Origin of the sequence: Lysobacter sp. K5869 (assembly GCF_018847975.1) — a bacterium.
Lineage (GTDB): Bacteria > Pseudomonadota > Gammaproteobacteria > Xanthomonadales > Xanthomonadaceae > Lysobacter.
This window is the reverse complement of sequence record NZ_CP072597.1, coordinates 3,707,222-3,725,035: the sequence shown is the minus strand read 5'-3', so window position 1 is coordinate 3,725,035 and position 17,814 is coordinate 3,707,222. Positions and strand designations below refer to the sequence as shown.

Sequence of the window (17,814 nt, the reverse complement as noted above, 5' to 3'; positions counted from 1 at the left end):
GCCATGTCCACCAAGCCCGTCAGCAAGCGCGCGGCCGCGCCGGCCGCCCAACCGGCCTCCAGCAAGCCGTCGTCGAACAAACCGTCCGCGGGCAAACCCGCTGCGGGATCCTCGGCCTTCGTCGCCGACCTCGACGCCATCCGCGCCCGCGCCCGTCGGCACATCGAGAACGGCGCGATCACCGCCAGCTACCGCGCCGACCGCGACACCGTGGTGCGGCTGCTCAACGAAGCGCTGGCCACCGAAATCGTCTGCGTGCTGCGCTACAAGCGCCACTACTTCATGGCCAGCGGCCTGATGGCCGATTCGATCAAGGCCGAATTCCTCGAACACGCCAACGAAGAGCAGGCGCACGCCGACCTGATCGCCGAACGCATCGTCCAGCTCGGCGGCGAACCCGACCTCAATCCCGACGTGCTCAGCGGCCGCGCCCACGCGCAGTACGTGGAAGGCAGCGATCTGCGCGACATGGTCAAGGAGGATCTGATCGCCGAGCGCATCGCCATCGACAGCTATCGCGCGATCATCGATTACCTCGGCGACCAGGACACCACGACCAAGCGCATGATGGAGCACATCCTGGCGCAGGAAGAGGAGCATGCCGACGAATTGGCGGACATGCTCGATGGGTGGACGGGGCGTTGAAGCCCGCGTCGTAATCGTGGCGTCGCGGTCGCGGCTCGCGCCGCTCCTACAGCCGGAATCGTCGCTACGCCCTCGCCCTGTAGGAGCGGCGCAAGCCGCGACCACGACACCGCGCCCACGACGAAAGCCCCACACCGCCCGCTCAGAGAATCGCAGCTACGGCCTCGCCTTGTAGGAGCGGCGCAAGCCGCGACCGCGACACCGCGCCCACGACGAAAACCCCACACCGCCCGCTCAGAGAATCGCAGCTACGGCCTCGCCCTGTAGGAGCGGCGTAAGCCGCGACCGCAACACTCCGCCCACGACGAAAACCCCACTCGCCGTCGCGGCCCGCTCACGCCGCGCGGCAACGTTCCCGTTCGCCGAACACCCCGCCCCCCAACTCGAACGCCGCATCCAAATGCGCCCGCCCGTCGGGCTCTTGCGTATCGAAACGAATCGTCGAACTGACCACGCACGCGGCGCAGTAATCGAACACGCCGTGATCGATCTGCGTCTTCATCGCCACGTCGTAAGCGTGCTTGACGTAGCTGCGCTCGTCCGCGCCGCCCAAGCCGAGCAGATGCACGCGCAAACGCTGCAACTGGCCGACCACGCGCCCGTCGCGCGTCGCATAGGCCCAGTTGTTGGAGAACACCCGGTCGACCCAGCCCTTGAGCAGCCCCGGCATCGACCACCAATACACCGGATAGACCAGGACTACGGCATCGGCGCGCTCGATCCGCGCCTGTTCGGCGCGCACGTCGGCCGGCAGCGGCGCGAGTTCGCGGTAGGCGTCGTGGTCTGCCTGACCGTAGCGCGGGTCGAAGCCTTCGGCGGCGAGGTCGGCCAACTCGACGCTGTGGCCGGCGGCGCGAACGCCCTCGCCCACGCACGCGGCGACGGCGTGGGTCAGCGACTTCGGGTCGGGATGGGCTAGGACGATCAGGGCGTGCATGGCGGCTCCGAGATTAATTACGAAAAGTAACTTACTAATCGTAAGCTACTTTTCGTATCCAGCCCTGTCAAGGCGACCGCGCGGCCTGGTTTCCGCCCTGCCTACGCTCGATAACGCATCGGCAACACCGGCACACCGCGCGTGTCGCCGCCCAGCACCCAACGCACGAGAACTGAACCATTCCCCCGCCACCGCTCCAGACCGGCTTGCGTCGCCGCCCGGACGCGCGCCTACACTCGCCGCCATGAGCCGAGATATGGAAATCGCGCGCTTGCGCGCACGCCTGGAACGCGACCACTGGCCCCGCCTGCAGATGAGCCTGATCGTGCTGCTGACCGGCGCGGCGGGCTTCCTGGCCTCCTTCGGCCTGCTGCACGCCGGCGTGCACAGCATGGCCCTGCGCTATCCCCTCGCCGCCTGCATCGCCTACGCGGCGTTCTTGCTGCTGCTGTGGAGCTGGGCGCGCAGCCACGGGCACAAGAAATCCGACTCCGACTTCGACTTTGATCTGCCCGAATTCGGCGGCGGCTCGGGCCGGTCGTCGCGTTCGGACTGGCAAGGCAGCGGCGGCCACAGCGGCGGCGGCGGCGCGAGCGCCAGCTACGACGCGCCGTCTTCGCCGTCGTTGCCGCGCTCCGGCAGCGGCGGCGGCGATTGGGACATCCCCTCGCTCGACGACGCCGACGTCTTCGGCTGGATCGTGGTCGCGATCATCGCCCTGGCCGCCGCGGTGTTGGCGACGGTCTTCGCGCTGTGGTCCGCGCCGGCGCTGATGGCCGAAGTGCTGCTCGACGTGACCCTGGCCGGCGGACTGTACCGGCGCCTGCGCGGAATCGAGGCGCAGCATTGGCTGTCGACCGCGCTGCGCCGCACCGCCGTGCCGTTCCTGCTGCTCGCGCTGATCGCGGCCGCGCTCGGATTCGTCGGCGCGCGCAGCGTGCCGGGCGCGGATTCCATCGGCGACGTGATCGCCGCGTACCGCGACGCGCATGGCTGAAACCGCCGCGCCCTGCCTGACGTTCTGCGAGCGCGCGAACGGCGCGATGAGCTCGCGCACCGAAGGCCTGAGCCTGATCGTGACCTGCCTGCACTGCGGCCTGTCCGCCGTCACCACGCGGCCGGACTTCGCGCGAATCGTCGCGATGCGTCACCGCCTCGCACTCGCGCCGCGACATCGCAACGACGCCGACACCCTGCGCGCCGCCGCTTGTCTCGCCGCCGAAAGCGGGCAAGCCGCCGCCGATCTGCTGCGCGCCTTGCGCGAGGACGGCGGCCTGACCGAACTGACCGCGATCGAAGCCGAACGCTATGCGCAAGCCTTGGCGCGCAGCGGGCTCGAGGCGGAGATCGAACCGCCGCCGTATTCGCCGGACTGATCGCGGCCGCGGCGAAAGCCGCTCAGCGCAGCACCTTGAACCGCACCCGCGACCATGCGCCGGAATCGGCCAACGCGGTCAGCGTGTGTTCGCCGGGTTCGCCGAAGTCGTAATCGAAGCGCCCGCGGCCGTCGCTTTCGCCGATCCAGCGGCCGTCGAGCAGCCAGCGCACCCGCACGTCGCTGCCGAGCGCGCGCACCGACAAGCGCAGCGGCGCGGCGCTGCCGGGCGCGCGCGCGAGCGTGGCGAGGTCGTCGATGCCTTCGATGCGCAGCTCCTCGCTGGCGTCGCGTCCGTCGGCGACGCAATCGGGCGACAGCGGCGGCAGCCGCGAGGCCTTGCGCGTGTCGGCCGGCAGCCACGGCGAGGCCAGCGCCGGCCAGCGCGCCAACGCGCGCGGTTCGCGGCCGTGTTCGCGCGCACACTCGGCCGACAGGCGCAGGCCGCTGCGCGGATCGACCTCGTAACGCTCCACGCCCGCGCTCCACAGCCGCGCGTCGCGCTCGGCGAAGGTCGGCGGCACCGAGCCGTCGAGCGTCCACGCCTCGCGGCGGCGCTGGCACAGCTGCGGTTGCGCCGGGTCCGGCGGCAGGCCCAGCGGCCAGCACACCTCGATCTGGCGCACGCTCAAAGGCGGCGGCAACGGCACCGCGTCGCCGCGCAAGCGCGGCAGGCTGTCGACCACCTCGAACAGCAGCGGCAGCGCGGTCACCGCGCCGTACTGGCCCGGCAACGGCGTGCCGTCGGGCCGGCCGACCCACACGCCGACCGTGTAGCGGCGCGTGCTGCCCAAGGCCCAGGCGTCGCGGAAACCGTAGCTGGTGCCGGTCTTCCAGGCCACCCGCGGGCGCCCGCCGGCGTCGAAGGTTTGTTCGACGCTGCCGGGACGCGGATTGGCTTCGAGGATTTCGCGCACGATCCAGGCCGCGCCCGGCGACAACAAGCGGCGCTCGGTTTTCGGCGCATCCAGCTGATAGCGCACGCGTCCGGCGATGCCGCCGCGATTGAACGCCGCGTACGCGCCGACCAGATCCTCCAGCCGCGCGCCGGTGCCGCCGAGGATCATCGCCAGATTCGGCTGCGCGCCGCGCGGCCATTGCAGATCGATGCCGGCGTGGGCGAGCCGCGCGGAAAAGCGCAGCGGGCCGACCCGGTCGAGCAGATCCACCGCGGGAATGTTCAACGACAAACGCAGCGCGCTGGCCGCACCGACCGGCCCGTTGAACGCGGTGTCGAAATTGCCCGGCCGGTAGCCGCCGAAGGATTGCGGCGCATCGACGAACAGGCTTTCCGAATGGATCAAACCGTCGTCGAGCGCGAGCCCGTACAGGAACGGCTTGAGCGTGGAGCCCGGCGAGCGCCAGGCCTGGACCATGTCGACGTGGCCCAGCCGCGCCGGATCGCCGAAGGTCACCGAGCCGATGTAGGCGCGCGCTTCCAGCGTGTCGTTGTCGATCACCAGCAGCGCCGCCGAGGTGCGCTCGGGCAAGGTCGAGAAGTACGCGGCGACGCGGTCTTCCAAGGTGCGCTGCAACTGCGGGTCGATGGTCGACACCACCCGCCCCGCGCGCGGATTGGCGAAGCGCAGGCGCTGCGCCAGCAGCGGCGCGAAGCGCGGCGGCTGCAGCGAGCGCGCGACCACCGGCTCGACCTTGGCGTCGGCGACCTGCGCGCGCGTCCACACGCCCAACTGCGCCATGCGCGCGAGCACCTTGTCGCGGGCGATGCGCGCGCGTTCGGGCTCGCGGTCCGGGCGCAGCCGGCTCGGCGATTGCGGCAGCACGGTCAGCAGCGCGGCCTCGGCGTGCGACAGACGCGACGACGGTTTGCCCAGATACGCCCAACTCGCCGCTTCCACGCCTTCGACGGTGCCGCCGAACGGCGCGCGGTTGAGATACAACGCGAGAATCTGCGCCTTCGACAGATGCGCTTCGAGCTGCAGCGCGCGCAGCATCTGCCGGCTCTTGGCCCACAGGCTGCGGCGGCGCTCGCCGGGCTCGGCGTCGAGGATGCGCGCGACCTGCATGGTCAAGGTCGAACCGCCCGACACCACCCGCCCGCTGCGCAGCCACTGCGCGGCGGCGCGCGCCATCGCCACCGGGTTGATGCCGCGGTGTTTCCAGAACCAGCGGTCTTCGTAGTTCAACAGCGCCTGCAGGTACAGCGGCGAGACCTGTGCGGTCTCGACCGGGTAGCGCCAAACGCCGTCGCGGTCGGCGAAGGCGCGCAGCGGCGTGCCGTCGCGCGCGACCACGACCGCGCCGGCGTCGCGCGCGCGCGGCAGCGGTAGCGGGAACGCGAGATCGAGCAGCATCGCCAGCGTCGCCAGCGAGGCCAGCGCCAAGACCGCCCACAAGGCGGCGCGGCGCAGGCGGGCGCGCGGCGTGGGCTGGGCGGCGGCGGGAGAAGACGGCATCGGAACTTCAGGTCGTGGGAGGAGCTTCGACGCCGAGGCGTCGCTTTCGGATCGCGGCTAAGCGAAGCGGATTCGCCGCGAACCGGGCCCGAGCCTCGGAACCGAAGTCCCTCCCGCCAAGACGGCCGGCGCGACTCAGCCGGCGCCGTTGGGCAGCAGCATCCGCAGCTCGCCGTCGATCAGGAACAACCGCATCTCTTCGTACTGGCGGCGGCTGGCCTTCTCGCGGTCGAGCACTTCGCCGAGCGTGCGCGCTTCGGCTTTCACGTCCTTGCCGATGCCGCCGCTGATGTCGATGCGCGCCTGGATGATGTCCTTGTTCTCTTCGTCGCGGTCTTCGTCCGGATCCCAATCCACGCGTTCCTCGAACCACTCGGTCTCGTCGCCTTGCGGGCGCTGGCCGTAAGCGGTCTTGCCGCCTTCCTCGTCGTCGACGGGCTTGAGCCCGCGCGTCTGGCTCAGCAGCAGCGCGTAGTCGGCCAGACGCTGGGCCGGGAACAGGTCCTCGAAATGGCGCTCGGCCATCGCGCGGTCGATCGTGTCTTTGTTGCGCTCGGCTTCGTCGCCCAGCGGCGTGCCGTACACCGGCACCTGATTCGCCGGCATCGGGAACTTGAACGCGTCGAGAATCGTCTTCTTATCCTTGCGCGCGAACGCGTCGGCGAGCGCGCCGATACGCTGCTGGATGCGCGCTTCGACGCTTTCGCTGGCGACCTGGGCCAAGGTCTTGCCGTTCCAGGCGTAGGTCAGGTACTCGGTGGTCTTGGGCCGCGCCGCGGTGCAGATGTCGGGCACCTGCAGGTACAGCTTGCCCTGCGCGATCTTGCCGAGGAACACGCAGTCGTCGGCGGTGTCGGCTGCCGGCAGCAGTTCCGGGCCGCCCGGGCGGCTCATGATCGCGGCCCACTTCTTCAGCGTGGCCATTTCCGCGTCGGGCGTGCCGTCGCCGTACGCGACCACGACATCGTCGACGCCGTCGCCGTCGAGATCGCCGACCAAATGCTCGTAGCCGAGCCGCTCGAAGTTCGGCACGCGCTTGCGCAGCGCGGCGAACGCGGCTTCGGCGGTTTGCTTGGGATCGGCGGGCTGGGCGGTGGCGGTCGGCGCCGCGGCGCCGGCGGTCGCGGCCGGCGCGTCGCCGGCGGGCTTATCGCCGGCCTTGCACGCGGCCAGGGTCAGGCCGAGCAGCAGCGCGGCGGACAAACGGGTGTAACGCATGTATCGCTCCTTGCGGATGGTTCGCGGCCGTTGTCGCAATGGCCGCAAGAAAACCGAAAAAATCGCCGGGCGCGGCGCGCTCAGCTCTCCACGCCTTCCGGATCGAACTGGCCGGCTTGATCCAGGTACAGCTCGCCTTCGATCAGATACCAGCGCGTTCGATAGCCCACGCCGTTGCTGTCGGGCCACGCAAGCGTCACCACCGCCTCGGCCGGATAAGTGTAGCCCTCGACTTCGGCGCCTTCGTTCTCCGGCGCCAGATCGATGTGCAGGCTGCGTTCGCCCGCGCCGGGCTTGACCAAGCTGGCGCTGAATTCGCGATCGTTGAGCTTGCGCAGTTCCAGATGGCTCAGCATGCCGACCGTATCGGCGAAAGCGCGGCGGATCTTGGCGTCGGCGAACGCGCGGTTCGGCGGCGGCTGCGTGCCGTCGGGCGGGTCGCGCAGCGGGCCCGGGCGCAGGTTGCGTTCGATCGCCGCCGGCTTGCCGGCCTCGATCGCCTCGCGCATCGCCTGCAGGCGCGCGAGCGAACGCTCCTGCGCGTCCTGCTCGGACACCCGCTTGAGCGCGCCGTCGCGCCACTCGAACTGGTAATAGCTCAGCGTCTTGGGGAACGGCAGGATGCAGGCTTCCAGGCCGTCGGCCCACAAGCGGCCGTCGCGGATCGCGCGCACCGCCGGGCAGTACTCGAACGCATCGGTCTGGTCCGGCTGCAACTGCAAACCGTCCTCGCGCGCCAGCAGCACCCGCACCGACTTGGCCGCGTGATGCATCGCGCCCTCTTCGCCGACGCCGTAATCGACCGCGACATCGTCGCGGCCGTCGCCGTCGAGATCGCCGACGGCGTAGTTCACCTCGTATTTGTCGAAGTTCGGGTCGGCCTTGCGCAGCGCCGCGTCGGCGCGGTCCAGCAGCGGATCGCGCGTCGCCAGCGGCGGCGTGTCGTGCGGCGTGGTGCCGCCGTGGTTGAGCGCGGGATCGGTGGACGGATCCACCGCCGGCGTCTCGACCTGATCGGCCGGCCGCGGCGCATTCGCACCGGCGGCCACGCCGGGATCCTTGCAGCCGGCGGCGGCCAACACCGCCGCCGCCAACGCCACGCGCACCAGCGCGGGAAGCGCGCGGCTTCCCGCGAACGTCGCCGCGGTCACGGCTGACGCACCGTCAGGCTGGCCGGCGCGGCCTTGCCGACGCCGCGCAGCTCCGGACGGTACATGTCCTCGACCAGCGACGGCGGCACCGTGTACGTCCCCGGCGTCACCGCGCGGACCAGATAGAACACCCGCGCGGTGCGGCCGTCGTCGAGCTTGAGCGCGGCGACGTAACGGTCGTCGCGGAACTCCTCGTGCTTGACGTCGGCGGCGCTGGAACGCTCGGAGATCTCGATCCCGTCCACGACCACGCCGGCCCATTGCTTGGCGTCGCCGAGGTTGAAGTTCTCGATCTCCAGGCCGGCCGGCAACAGATCGGTCAGCAGCGCGTCGGGCATGGCGCTGTGCGCCTTGATCGCGACCTGCACGATCAGCGCCTCGCCCTCGACCAGACTGCCGCCGGACCACTCCTTGCCTTCGGTGGTGTAGTACTTGCGCGTCACCTCGATCTTGGACGCGTCCGCGGCCGGCGGCGTGCGCGGCACGCCGGCGACCTCGAAGCTGGCGTACAGCGGCGTCGGGCCGCTCGGCGCGAAGCTCACGCCGGAAGCGAGCTGGGCGAAGTCGAAGGCGCGGCCGATCAGCTTGGCCGGATCGGCGTCGGTGGACGCGCCGGCGACGGTCCAGCGGCCCGACAGCTGCTTGCCCTGGTCGGCCATCAGCGCCTTGCCCAGGCGCGCCAGCGCGACCTGCTCCTGCGTGCTCAGATACAGCCAGCCGCTGTTGCGGCGGGCGTCGAGGTCGCGGCCCATCGCCACCGCGCGCGCGTCGTACTCGGGCTGCGAGAGCTTGTGCTCGTGCACCAGCGCGATCATCAGCGCGTCGTCGCGCAGGCGGCTGCCGTAATCGCCGAGGTACTCGGGACGCTGCGCGGGATCGCGGGCGAAGCCTTCCTTGATCGCCTTCGCGCCGCGCGCCTTGTCGCCCTGCAGGCTCAGCGCGAGGCCCAGATGCACCAGCGGCAAGCCGGTCAGGCTCTGCTTGCGGTCGTTGTCGTACAAGGCGCGCAAGGTGCCCAGCGGCGCCCGGTTGACCCGCGCCAACACATAGCCCGCATGGGCCTGATAGGCGAACTTGAGGTGTTCGCGGCGATCGTAGCCGTAGAACGAGGCGTTGCCCGACAGCAGGTCTTCGCCGAGCGCCTTGAGCGCCTTCTGCAGCATGGTTTCGGGCACGGCGAAGCCGGCGTCGCGCGCGTCGAGCAGGAACTCGACCACGTACGGGGTCAGCGCCGGATTGACGTAATCGCCGTCGCCCCACATCGAGAAGTGGCCCGAGGAAATCTGCATCGCCGCGAGCCGGCCGAACGCGCCTTCCATGCGCGCGCGCCGCTGCTTGGCGTCGATCCCCTTGACCCCGAGCATCTTGGCCGTGGCCTCGTCGAGTTCGAGCGCGGCGTAGCCCTTGCTCGTGGTCTGCTCGGCGCAGCCGTACGGATATTCCAGCGCGCCTTGCAGCGCGCTGGCGAACGGAATCGGCGGCAACGCGCTGACCACCATGCGCGCGCTGACCGAGTCGGGCATCAGGCCGTCGGCGAAGTCGCTGCCGAGTTGGATCGCGCCGATCTCGTCGAGCACGCGCGTGCGCGAACGCAGCACCGACGGCCAGGCCGGACGCACCGGCAAGTCGTAGCGGCGGTCGACCTTGTAGCCGTTGCCGTCCACGCGCACCCGCACTTGCGCGACGGTGTAGCCCTCGCGCGCGACCACCGGGAAGGTCAGGGTCTTCTTCGCCTCCACGCCCAGGTTCAGGGTGTGCTCGCCGTCGCTCAGCGACAGCGGGCCGATGCCCTCGACCTTGACCGCGAACTCGCCGGCCTTGCCGGTGAAGTTCTGCACGTCGAGGGTGACGTTGCTCTTGTCGCCCGGCGCCAGCACCCGCGGCGTGCTCGCCTCGGCCAGCACCGGCGCGCGCACGATGGTCTCGGCGTCGCGGTTGCCGTAGCTGCCGCCGGCGTACACCAGCGCCGACACGCGCAAGGTGCCGTTGAAATCGGGCACGGCCAGCTTGATCCGCGCGATGCCCTGCGCGTCGAGCTTCACCGGCCCGGCGAACAGGTCCACCGTCTGCACCCGCGCGGTCGGCCGGCGCGCCTGCGGCAAGGCCTGCAGCGCCATGTCGCCTCCGAAACGGATCTTGGCGGTCTCGCCGTCGAAGCTCTCGATCACCCGCCCGTACACGTCGTACGAATCCACGCCGAGGCGGCGCTGGGCGAAGAAGTGCGCGGCCGCGTCGGGCACGCCGAAACGGGTGATGTTGAGGATGCCCACGTCCACCGCCGAAACGGTCACGTACGCGTCCTTGCCGGCCAGCTGCGGCGCGCTGACGGTCACCGGTAGGTCTTGCTCCGGTTTCATCAGCTTGGGCACGTTGAGGCCGACCGCGACCTTGCGCTCGCGCCGGTCCATCGGCACGAAGGCCACGCCGACCGCGCGCGCCGGGGTGATCTTGCTCGGCGCGCTGCCGCCGCGGAACACCAGCGCGGTGACGTAGACGTCGTGGCGCTCCCAGGCGTCGGTGACCGGAATCTTGAACTTGCTGCCGGCCTTGGCGACGATCGACTGCACGTAGACCATGCGGTCGGTTTCGACCATCAGCAGGCCCGGGCCCTCGTGCGGCGGCGTGACCGTCACTTCCAGCGTGTCGCCGGCCTTGTACGCGGTCTTGTCCAGCGCCAGCTTGACCTTGTCGGGACGCGCGTCGAGGCCGCGGTTCTGGTCGTCCCAGCTCCAGCCGGCGCGGAACGGATAGCGCGTGGTGATCTTGGTCTGCGGATCGAACACGTCGAGGCGGTACTCGCCCCACTCCACCGCGAAGCTGAGCTTGGACGCGTTCGCGCCGAGATCGACGCTGCGCGTTTCCACGTCCTCGAAGCGGCGGGTGAAATCGTACTTCCAGCCGCCTTCGTCGGCGTAATTCCAGTGATAGTCGCGACGCTCGCGCACCAGGGTGGCGCGCACGCCGCTGGCCGGGCGCGGCTTGCCGTCGCTGCCCACGCGCATCAGCTCGAAACCGACCGTGGCGTTGCTGTCGGCGCCGTCCTTGTCGTCGAACAACGGACGCACGCCGACCAGCGCCTCGGCCGGCCACAGCACCCGCTTGACGCTGCGGTTGACGCTGCGGCCGCCGGTTTCGTACACGCTGCCGGTGACGATCGCGGCGATGGTGCTGACCGGCTTGGCTTCGTCGGGCAGCGCAATGTCCTGCTGCAGCTTGCCGGCCTCGTCCAAGGTCGTGTCGATCACGTCCTTGGCTTCCTTGGGCAGGCTCAGGGTCGGATCGCCGAAGAAATAGCCCGGCATCTGCTCCAGCGGGTGCTGTTCCACCGCCACCGTCATCTTGGCGGTAAAGCGGTTGCCCGCGGCCGGCGCGCCGTACAGATACGCGGCCTGCACGTCGAGCTTGAACGGCTGGCCCGGGCGCAGCACCTCCGGCGCGCCGAGGTCGAGCTTGAGCCGCTCGGGCAGGAATTCCTCGATCCGCAGGGTCATGCCCTGCACCGCTTCCTTGCTCGCCGGATCGGTGCGGAATTCGACCCGCCAGCGGCCGGTGGCGGCGTCGGCGGGAATCAGTTGCGCGTGGCGCACGTAACCTTGCGCATCGGGTTGCAGACGGGTTTCCAGGAAGGTCTTGCCGTCGGGCTGCACGTAGCGCAGGAACACCGGCTGCATCGCCTTGCCTTTCGTATCGATCGGCTTGCCGTCCTGATCGCGCAGCAGCGCCGACAGGCGCACGGTCTCGCCGGGGCGGTACAGGTCGCGCCCGGACCAGGCGAACACGTCGAACCAGGCCTGCTCGCGCCCGGCCACGGCGAATTCGGACAGATCCAGCGCCGGCTGGTTGAACGGCAGCATCGACACGTCGCTGCCCTTGCCCGCGATCAGCACCTGCGCCGCGTCGAGCTTGTAGTTCAGCAGCGCGTTGCCGTTGCCGTCGGTCTCACCCTTGAGCACCGGTTCGCCGTCGGCGCCGATCACCTTCAGCTCGACCCCGCCGACCGCCTCGCCCTTCTCCAGCGAGGCCACGTGCACGAACAGCTTGTCCTTGTAGGCGCGCGCGTGCAGGCCCAGGTCGCTGACGGTGAAGAACGCGGTTTCGAATTCGTCCTTGAACTGGCCGGCGCGCTTCATCACCGCGAAGTACAGGCCCGGCTGCTGCAGTTCCTTGATCTCCTGCAGCGGCAGGTAGGTCAGCACGCGCTCGTTGGGCTTGCCGCCGAGCACGAAGCGGTTGACGTAGACCGGCTCGGCCAGCTTGGACAACGGCTTCTTGTCGTCCCAGTCGCGTTCCAGTTCCCAGCTGCCCTTGCGGCCGCCGCGCTGGTATTCGGCGAAGAACTTCGGCAGTTCCTTGTCCTTGACCCGCAGGAATTCGACATCGACCTCGGGCACGTTGATCGACACCACCGGCAGGCCGCGGCTGTCGCGCGCCGGCAGGACGCTGCCCTGCGAGGCGAAGCCGACCACCGGTTCGAGCGGCCCGGTGTAGACCTGCTTGGCGATCTCCTGGGCGATGCGGTCGCCGGCCGCGGCGGTGAGGCCGGGCTTGATCGTGACGGTGTAGTCCTTGCTCGCTTCCACGTGCGGGAAGCGCAGGATCTTGCCGCCGTCGTCGAGCACCCAACCGCCTTCGACCGCGGCGCCGTTCTTGTCGGTCACCGCGAGCAGTTGGTCGAAGTCCTGGGTGCCGACCAGCGGCTGGCTGAATTCGAGGGCGATGGCGAGCTCGTCGCCGCGCTTCTGGTCCGGGTAGGCGGCGACCAGGGCGAAGCCCTTGACCGCTTCGCGCTTGACCACGATCGCCTCGCCGCTGGCCTGCGGCAGCTGGCCGCTGCCGTCGCGCTTGCAGCCGGCGACCACGGCGGTGGCCGCGATCAGCAGCGCGGCAATGGTGCGCAGCCAGCGCTGGCGCGGCCGCGACGGCGCGGGGGACGCTGGGTTCGGGAGGGCGGCTCCTGCCGCGTGTCCGTCCAAGGGCTTCGTTCGCATCATGCGTATCTCTCCGGAAACTGCGACGCAGTATAGAACGAGCGCATGCACGCGGTAATCGCGCGATGAGGCCGCATGTGAGGGCGATGCATGCGGCCGCGGGGCGGCGCGGACGCTCGCGGCCGAACGCGGCGGGCGCGCTTGCGCAGGCCGTGCGCGCGAGCGCCGCGTTCGTCGCGCGTCGCGCGCCGACGCGACCCGGCGGCTAGCGCGGCCCGAACACCGATCTGTGCGGCCGCTCCGATTTTTGTCTTATGCCCCTAAGCATGAGCAACGGTTATGTACGCAGGCGGTTTCCGATAATGCCCGCCGCCGGCTCATAATCGTTGCGAAAATCGTCACGGCGGCCGGTTGACCCGGCTATTCTCCCGAGGGCCGCCGGCAATTGAAAACGGCCAGAAACCGGGAAATTCGCCTGCCGCGACCCGCAAAACAAATCGGCATCACATAATCCCCGCCCGCACCGCCCCTGCGGCGTCCCAATATTCATTCGATTTATGCTGCACCGCAGCATTCATACTGAAACACTATTACTTTTTTCAACATTTCTCCTTTGGAATCCGGGATTTACGCACCCCAAGCGCGGCAACGGTTTCGCCCGAAACCGCCGCGAAAACCGCCACGGACAATCTCCCGTTCCCGATGTGACCGCGGCACGGCGCATTGCCGCTCCCGCCGCGCCTGCCTAGCGTCGATTCCGCCGCGCAACCACGCCGCGGCTCCGCGCGAAACCCGCGGACACGGCCGTCACTTTCTCCCTCACATCCGGAGCAATACCCATGAATCGCAACGTATCGGCACTGTCCCTCGCCCTTTCGCTCGTCCTCGCCGCCGGCGCCGCCGACGCGGCGCAAGTGATCGACCTGCACGGGGTCGATGTGGCCAAGCTCAACCGCCAGTACCAGGCCGCCACCGCCAAGACCGGCGCCGTCGCCAAGGCCGACGCGCGCCACGCCGAAGTGATCGCGCTCGACGCCGACTCCAGCCTGCGCCAGCTCAAGAGCAGCGTCGACGCCGACGGCTCGCGCAACTACCGCTATCAGCAGACCTATCAGGGCGTGCCGGTGTTCGGCGAACACGTGGTGGTGCGCGAGGACGCGCAGGGCAACGTGCGCGCCCTGTTCGGCCGCTCGGTCGCCGGGCTCAAGGCCGACCTGCCGAAACTCGACGCCAAGCTGAGCGCGTCGCAGGCGCTGGGTCTGGCCAAGGCCGCCGCGCACGGCAAGCGCGCCGCCTCGCTGCAGACCCGCAACGAGAACAGCCGCAAGGTGGTCTTCATCGACGATGCCGGCCAGGCGCGTCTGGCCTACGCGGTCGACTTCGTCGCCGACGCGGTCGGCGGCGGCGAGCCCAGCCGTCCGTTCGCGATCGTCGACGCCGCCAGCGGCAAGATCCTCAAGCAGTGGGACGGCCTCAACCACGCCCTGCTCGGCACCGGCCCCGGCGGCAACCAGAAGATCGGCCAGTACGAATACGGCAGCGGTGGCCGCCCGTTCCTCGACGTCACCCAGAACGGCAGCACCTACACCTTCAGCACGCCCAACGTGAAGACGGTGAACCTCAACCACGGCACCAGCGGCTCCACCGCGTATTCGTACACCGGCCCGCGCAACACGGTGAAGACCATCAACGGCGCCTACTCGCCGCTCAACGACGCGCATTACTTCGGCAAGGTCGTGTTCGACACCTATCAGGCCTACCTGGGCCTGTCGCCGCTGACCTTCCAGCTGACCCTGCGCGTGCACTACAGCCGTAACTACGAGAACGCGTTCTGGGACGGCAGCGCGCTGACCTTCGGCGACGGCGCGACCACGTTCTATCCGCTGGTCTCGCTCGACGTGGTCGCCCACGAAGCCTCGCACGGCTTCACCGAGCAGCAGTCGGGCCTGATCTATTCCGGCCAGTCCGGCGGCATCAACGAGTCGTACTCCGACATCGCCGGCGAAGCGGCCGAGTTCTTCTCGCGCGGCCGCAACGACTTCCTGGTCGGCGCCGACATCTTCAAGGCCTCCGGCCGCGCCCTGCGCTACTTCGACGACCCGACCCGCGACGGCCGTTCGATCGGCCACGCCCGCAACTACACCAGCGGCCTGGACGTGCACTACTCCTCGGGCGTGTTCAACAAGGCCTTCTATCTGTTGGCCAACAAGCCGAACTGGGGCACGGTCAAGGCGTTCAAGGCCTTCGCCAAGGCGAATAAGGACTACTGGACCCCGAGCACCAACTTCAACCAGGGCGGCCAGGGCGTGCGTCAGGCGGCGGCGGATCTGGGCTACAGCACCGCGGACGTGATCGACGCGTTCAATCAGGTCGGCGTGACCGCGCAGTAAGCCTCGCGCGGACCGGCGCGGCCGCCGCCGCGCCGGTCCGCTCGTTCCTCGGCATTGGCGACCCCGGCCCCGGCCGGGGTTTTTTCTGGAATTTTCCGCCCCGGCAACGCAGCGCCGGCGTCGCACCGGGCGATCCGGCGACGATATGAGGCACCGTTCCGGTTTCCGCAACGCGCCCGGACTCATGAAGAAACATAATGATCGGGGACTGCAATGGACCGAGCAAAACCGCGCGTGCACGGGTCACATCAGCCGATGGACATAATCGCGCGGAAGGAAACTGAGAAATAGAACCGGTGCGGCGCTTCGGCGCGGATAGCGCGCTTTTCCCGCTGCAAACGCTTCCAGCCGACCGAAGTCACATTAATTGAACGCATAAAGCAGGCGAACCCCCTACATCCGCCCGCAATATCCTGCTGCATCGCAGCAACATAAGTGAAACATTATTACGGCGATGTTTTGAAGCCCGATTTCGCGACAAAGCGCCACAGCCAAGGCGGCGCAATGCTTTCAGACGAAACCGTGCTGCGCGCGCACATGCCCAGGTCGCATTCGCACTGTGAACTGCGCAACCCGCGTTGACGGTTTTTTCGTCCCGCCCCTAGCGTCCCTCCGCCGCGCGGCGCCAGCGCGGTATCCGCACGAAGTCCGGCAACGCGTGCGCTCTTAAGGGCACGGATCGTCCGAAAGCGCCGCCGCGGGCTACGGGGGAGCGGATGCACGAGCACTGAGAGCCGGCCGCGAACGCGGCCACCATCCACACTCGTTTGGGGGTAATACCAGTGAATCGCAATGTATCGGCCCTGTCCTTCGCCCTGTCGCTCGCCCTCGTCGCCGGCGCCGCCGGCGCCGCCCAGCGCGTCGACCTGCATGGCGTCGACGTCGCCAAGCTCAACCAGCAGTACCAGGCCGTCGCCGCCAAGTCCGGCGCCGCCGCCAAGGCCAACGTCCGTCACGCCGAACTGATCGCGCTCGACGCCGAGTCCTCGCTGACCCAGCTCAAGAGCAGCGTCGACGCCGACGGCTCGCGTAACTACCGCTATCAGCAGACCTTCCGCGGCATCCCGGTGTTCGGCGAGCACGTGGTCGTGCGCGAAGACGCCAAGGGCAACGTGCGCTCGCTGTTCGGCCGCTCGGTCGCCGGTCTGGCCGCCGAACTGCCGAACCTCAAGGCCAAGTTCGACAGCGCGCAGGCGCTGAGCGTGGCCAAGAGCGCCGGCATGGGCAAGAGCGCCGCCGCGCTGCTGACGCGCAACGAAAGCAGCCAGCAGATGATCTACATCGACGACGCCGGCAAGGCGCACCTGGCCTATGTCGTCAACTACTTCGCCGACTCGGCCAAGGGCGGCTCGCCGATGCGTCCGTTCGTCGTCGTCGACGCCAACAGCGGCAAGGTGCTCAAGCAGTGGGACGGCTTGAACCACGCCCTGGTCGGCACCGGCCCCGGCGGCAACCAGAAGACCGGCCAGTACGAATACGGCACGAACTTCGGGTTCAACGACGTGACCCAGAGCGGCAGCACCTGCACGATGAACAACACCAACGTCAAGACGGTGAACCTCAACGGAGGCACCAGCGGCTCGACGGCGTTCTCGTACACCTGCCCGCGCAACACGGTCAAGACCATCAACGGCGCCTATTCGCCGCTGAACGATGCGCACTACTTCGGCCATGTCGTGTTCGACATGTACAACAGCTACGTCGGCACCCCGCCGCTGACCTTCCAGTTGGCGATGAAGGTCCACTACAGCACCAGCTACGAGAACGCGTTCTGGGACGGCTCCGCCATGACCTTCGGCGACGGCGCGACCACGTTCTATCCGCTGGTCGCGCTCGACGTCGCCGCGCACGAAGTCTCGCACGGCTTCACCGAACAGCAGTCGGGCCTGACCTACTCCGGCCAGTCCGGCGGCATCAACGAAGCGTATTCGGACATCGCCGGCGAAGCCGCCGAGTTCTACATGCGCGGCAGCAACGACTTCCTGGTCGGCGCGCAGATCTTCAAGGGCACCGGCGCGCTGCGCTACATGGCCAACCCGCCGCAGGACGGCCGTTCGATCGGCAACGCCGCCGATTACTACAACGGCCTGGACGTCCATTACTCCTCGGGCGTCTACAACAAGGCGTTCTACCTGCTGGCGAGCAAGTCCGGTTGGGGCACGATCAAGGCGTTCAAGGTCTTCGCCAAGGCGAACAAGGACTACTGGACCCCGAGCACCGACTTCAACCAAGGCGCTTGCGGCGTCGAACAGGCGGCCACCGACCTGGGCTTCACCCTGGCCGACGTGTCCGACGCGTTCCTGCAGGTCGGCGTGGATTGCCCCGGCGGCGGCCCTGGCCCGGGCGGCCAGACCTACACCAACGAAACCGACTACGCGATCAACGACAACGCCACCGTCGACAGCCCGATCACGGTCTCCGGCCGTACCGGCAACGCGCCGACCAACGCGCAGGTCTCGGTCAACATCATCCACACCTACCGCGGCGACCTGAAGGTCGACCTGGTCGCGCCGGACGGCTCGCTGTACAACATCAGCAACCGTTCGGGCGGCAGCGCCGACAACGTCACCGGCACCTTCACCTTCAACCTCTCCAGCGAACCGCTCAACGGCACCTGGAAGCTGCGCGTGAACGACAACGCCAATGCCGACGTCGGCCGCATCGACAAGTGGAGCATCACGTTCTGATCGAATGATCGTTCGCAAGGACGCTACGCGGGCCGTTCGCGGCCTCGAAAAACCCCGGCTTCGGCC

General features: G+C 68.9%; 11 protein-coding genes. 5 read left to right on the top strand and 6 right to left on the bottom strand.

Annotated features, from left to right (window positions below):
* Positions 1 to 3: 3 nt before the first annotated feature.
* Complete coding sequence (locus tag J5226_RS16220; protein WP_215835470.1) at positions 4 to 645, top strand: ferritin-like domain-containing protein; 642 nt, start codon at positions 4 to 6, stop codon at positions 643 to 645.
* A gap of 334 nt (positions 646 to 979) precedes the next feature.
* On the opposite strand, the gene J5226_RS16215 is transcribed toward J5226_RS16220, so the two are convergent.
* Positions 980 to 1,582 carry an NAD(P)H-dependent oxidoreductase gene (locus tag J5226_RS16215; protein WP_215835469.1) on the bottom strand — a complete coding sequence of 201 codons (603 nt, stop codon included), beginning with the start codon at positions 1,580 to 1,582 and terminating at the stop codon, positions 980 to 982.
* A gap of 244 nt (positions 1,583 to 1,826) precedes the next feature.
* On the opposite strand from J5226_RS16215, the gene J5226_RS16210 reads away from it, so the two are divergent.
* The gene (locus J5226_RS16210; protein ID WP_215835468.1) at positions 1,827 to 2,579 is read left to right on the top strand and encodes a hypothetical protein; all 753 of its coding nucleotides are present in this window, start codon (positions 1,827 to 1,829) and stop codon (positions 2,577 to 2,579) included.
* Entirely contained in the window at positions 2,572 to 2,958 is a 387-nt protein-coding gene (locus J5226_RS16205) for a hypothetical protein (RefSeq protein ID WP_215835467.1), read from the top strand. Before J5226_RS16210 ends, J5226_RS16205 begins: the two co-directional genes overlap by 8 nt.
* Positions 2,959 to 2,980: 22 nt before the next feature.
* On the opposite strand, the gene pbpC is transcribed toward J5226_RS16205, so the two are convergent.
* The 4 genes from pbpC to J5226_RS16185 form a co-directional block, all read right to left on the bottom strand.
* Positions 2,981 to 5,374 carry a penicillin-binding protein 1C gene (gene pbpC, locus J5226_RS16200; protein WP_215835466.1) on the bottom strand — a complete coding sequence of 798 codons (2,394 nt, stop codon included), beginning with the start codon at positions 5,372 to 5,374 and terminating at the stop codon, positions 2,981 to 2,983.
* A gap of 135 nt (positions 5,375 to 5,509) precedes the next feature.
* Positions 5,510 to 6,592, bottom strand: coding sequence for a hypothetical protein (locus tag J5226_RS16195; protein WP_215835465.1), 1,083 nt, complete (start codon positions 6,590 to 6,592; stop codon positions 5,510 to 5,512).
* A gap of 80 nt (positions 6,593 to 6,672) precedes the next feature.
* The gene (locus tag J5226_RS16190; protein ID WP_215835464.1) at positions 6,673 to 7,743 is read right to left on the bottom strand and encodes a hypothetical protein; all 1,071 of its coding nucleotides are present in this window, start codon (positions 7,741 to 7,743) and stop codon (positions 6,673 to 6,675) included.
* Complete coding sequence (locus J5226_RS16185; protein ID WP_255322823.1) at positions 7,740 to 12,734, bottom strand: alpha-2-macroglobulin; 4,995 nt, start codon at positions 12,732 to 12,734, stop codon at positions 7,740 to 7,742. Before J5226_RS16185 ends, J5226_RS16190 begins: the two co-directional genes overlap by 4 nt.
* Before the next feature lie 776 nt (positions 12,735 to 13,510).
* On the opposite strand from J5226_RS16185, the gene J5226_RS16180 reads away from it, so the two are divergent.
* Positions 13,511 to 15,061, top strand: coding sequence for a M4 family metallopeptidase (locus J5226_RS16180; protein ID WP_215835463.1), 1,551 nt, complete (start codon positions 13,511 to 13,513; stop codon positions 15,059 to 15,061).
* A 248-nt stretch (positions 15,062 to 15,309) separates the two neighbouring features.
* On the opposite strand, the gene J5226_RS16175 is transcribed toward J5226_RS16180, so the two are convergent.
* Positions 15,310 to 15,483: a hypothetical protein gene (locus J5226_RS16175; protein WP_215835462.1), complete on the bottom strand. Its 174-nt coding sequence runs from the start codon at positions 15,481 to 15,483 to the stop codon at positions 15,310 to 15,312.
* Between the two features lie 360 nt (positions 15,484 to 15,843).
* On the opposite strand from J5226_RS16175, the gene J5226_RS16170 reads away from it, so the two are divergent.
* Positions 15,844 to 17,748: a M4 family metallopeptidase gene (locus J5226_RS16170; RefSeq protein WP_215835461.1), complete on the top strand. Its 1,905-nt coding sequence runs from the start codon at positions 15,844 to 15,846 to the stop codon at positions 17,746 to 17,748.
* Positions 17,749 to 17,814: the final 66 nt, after the last annotated feature.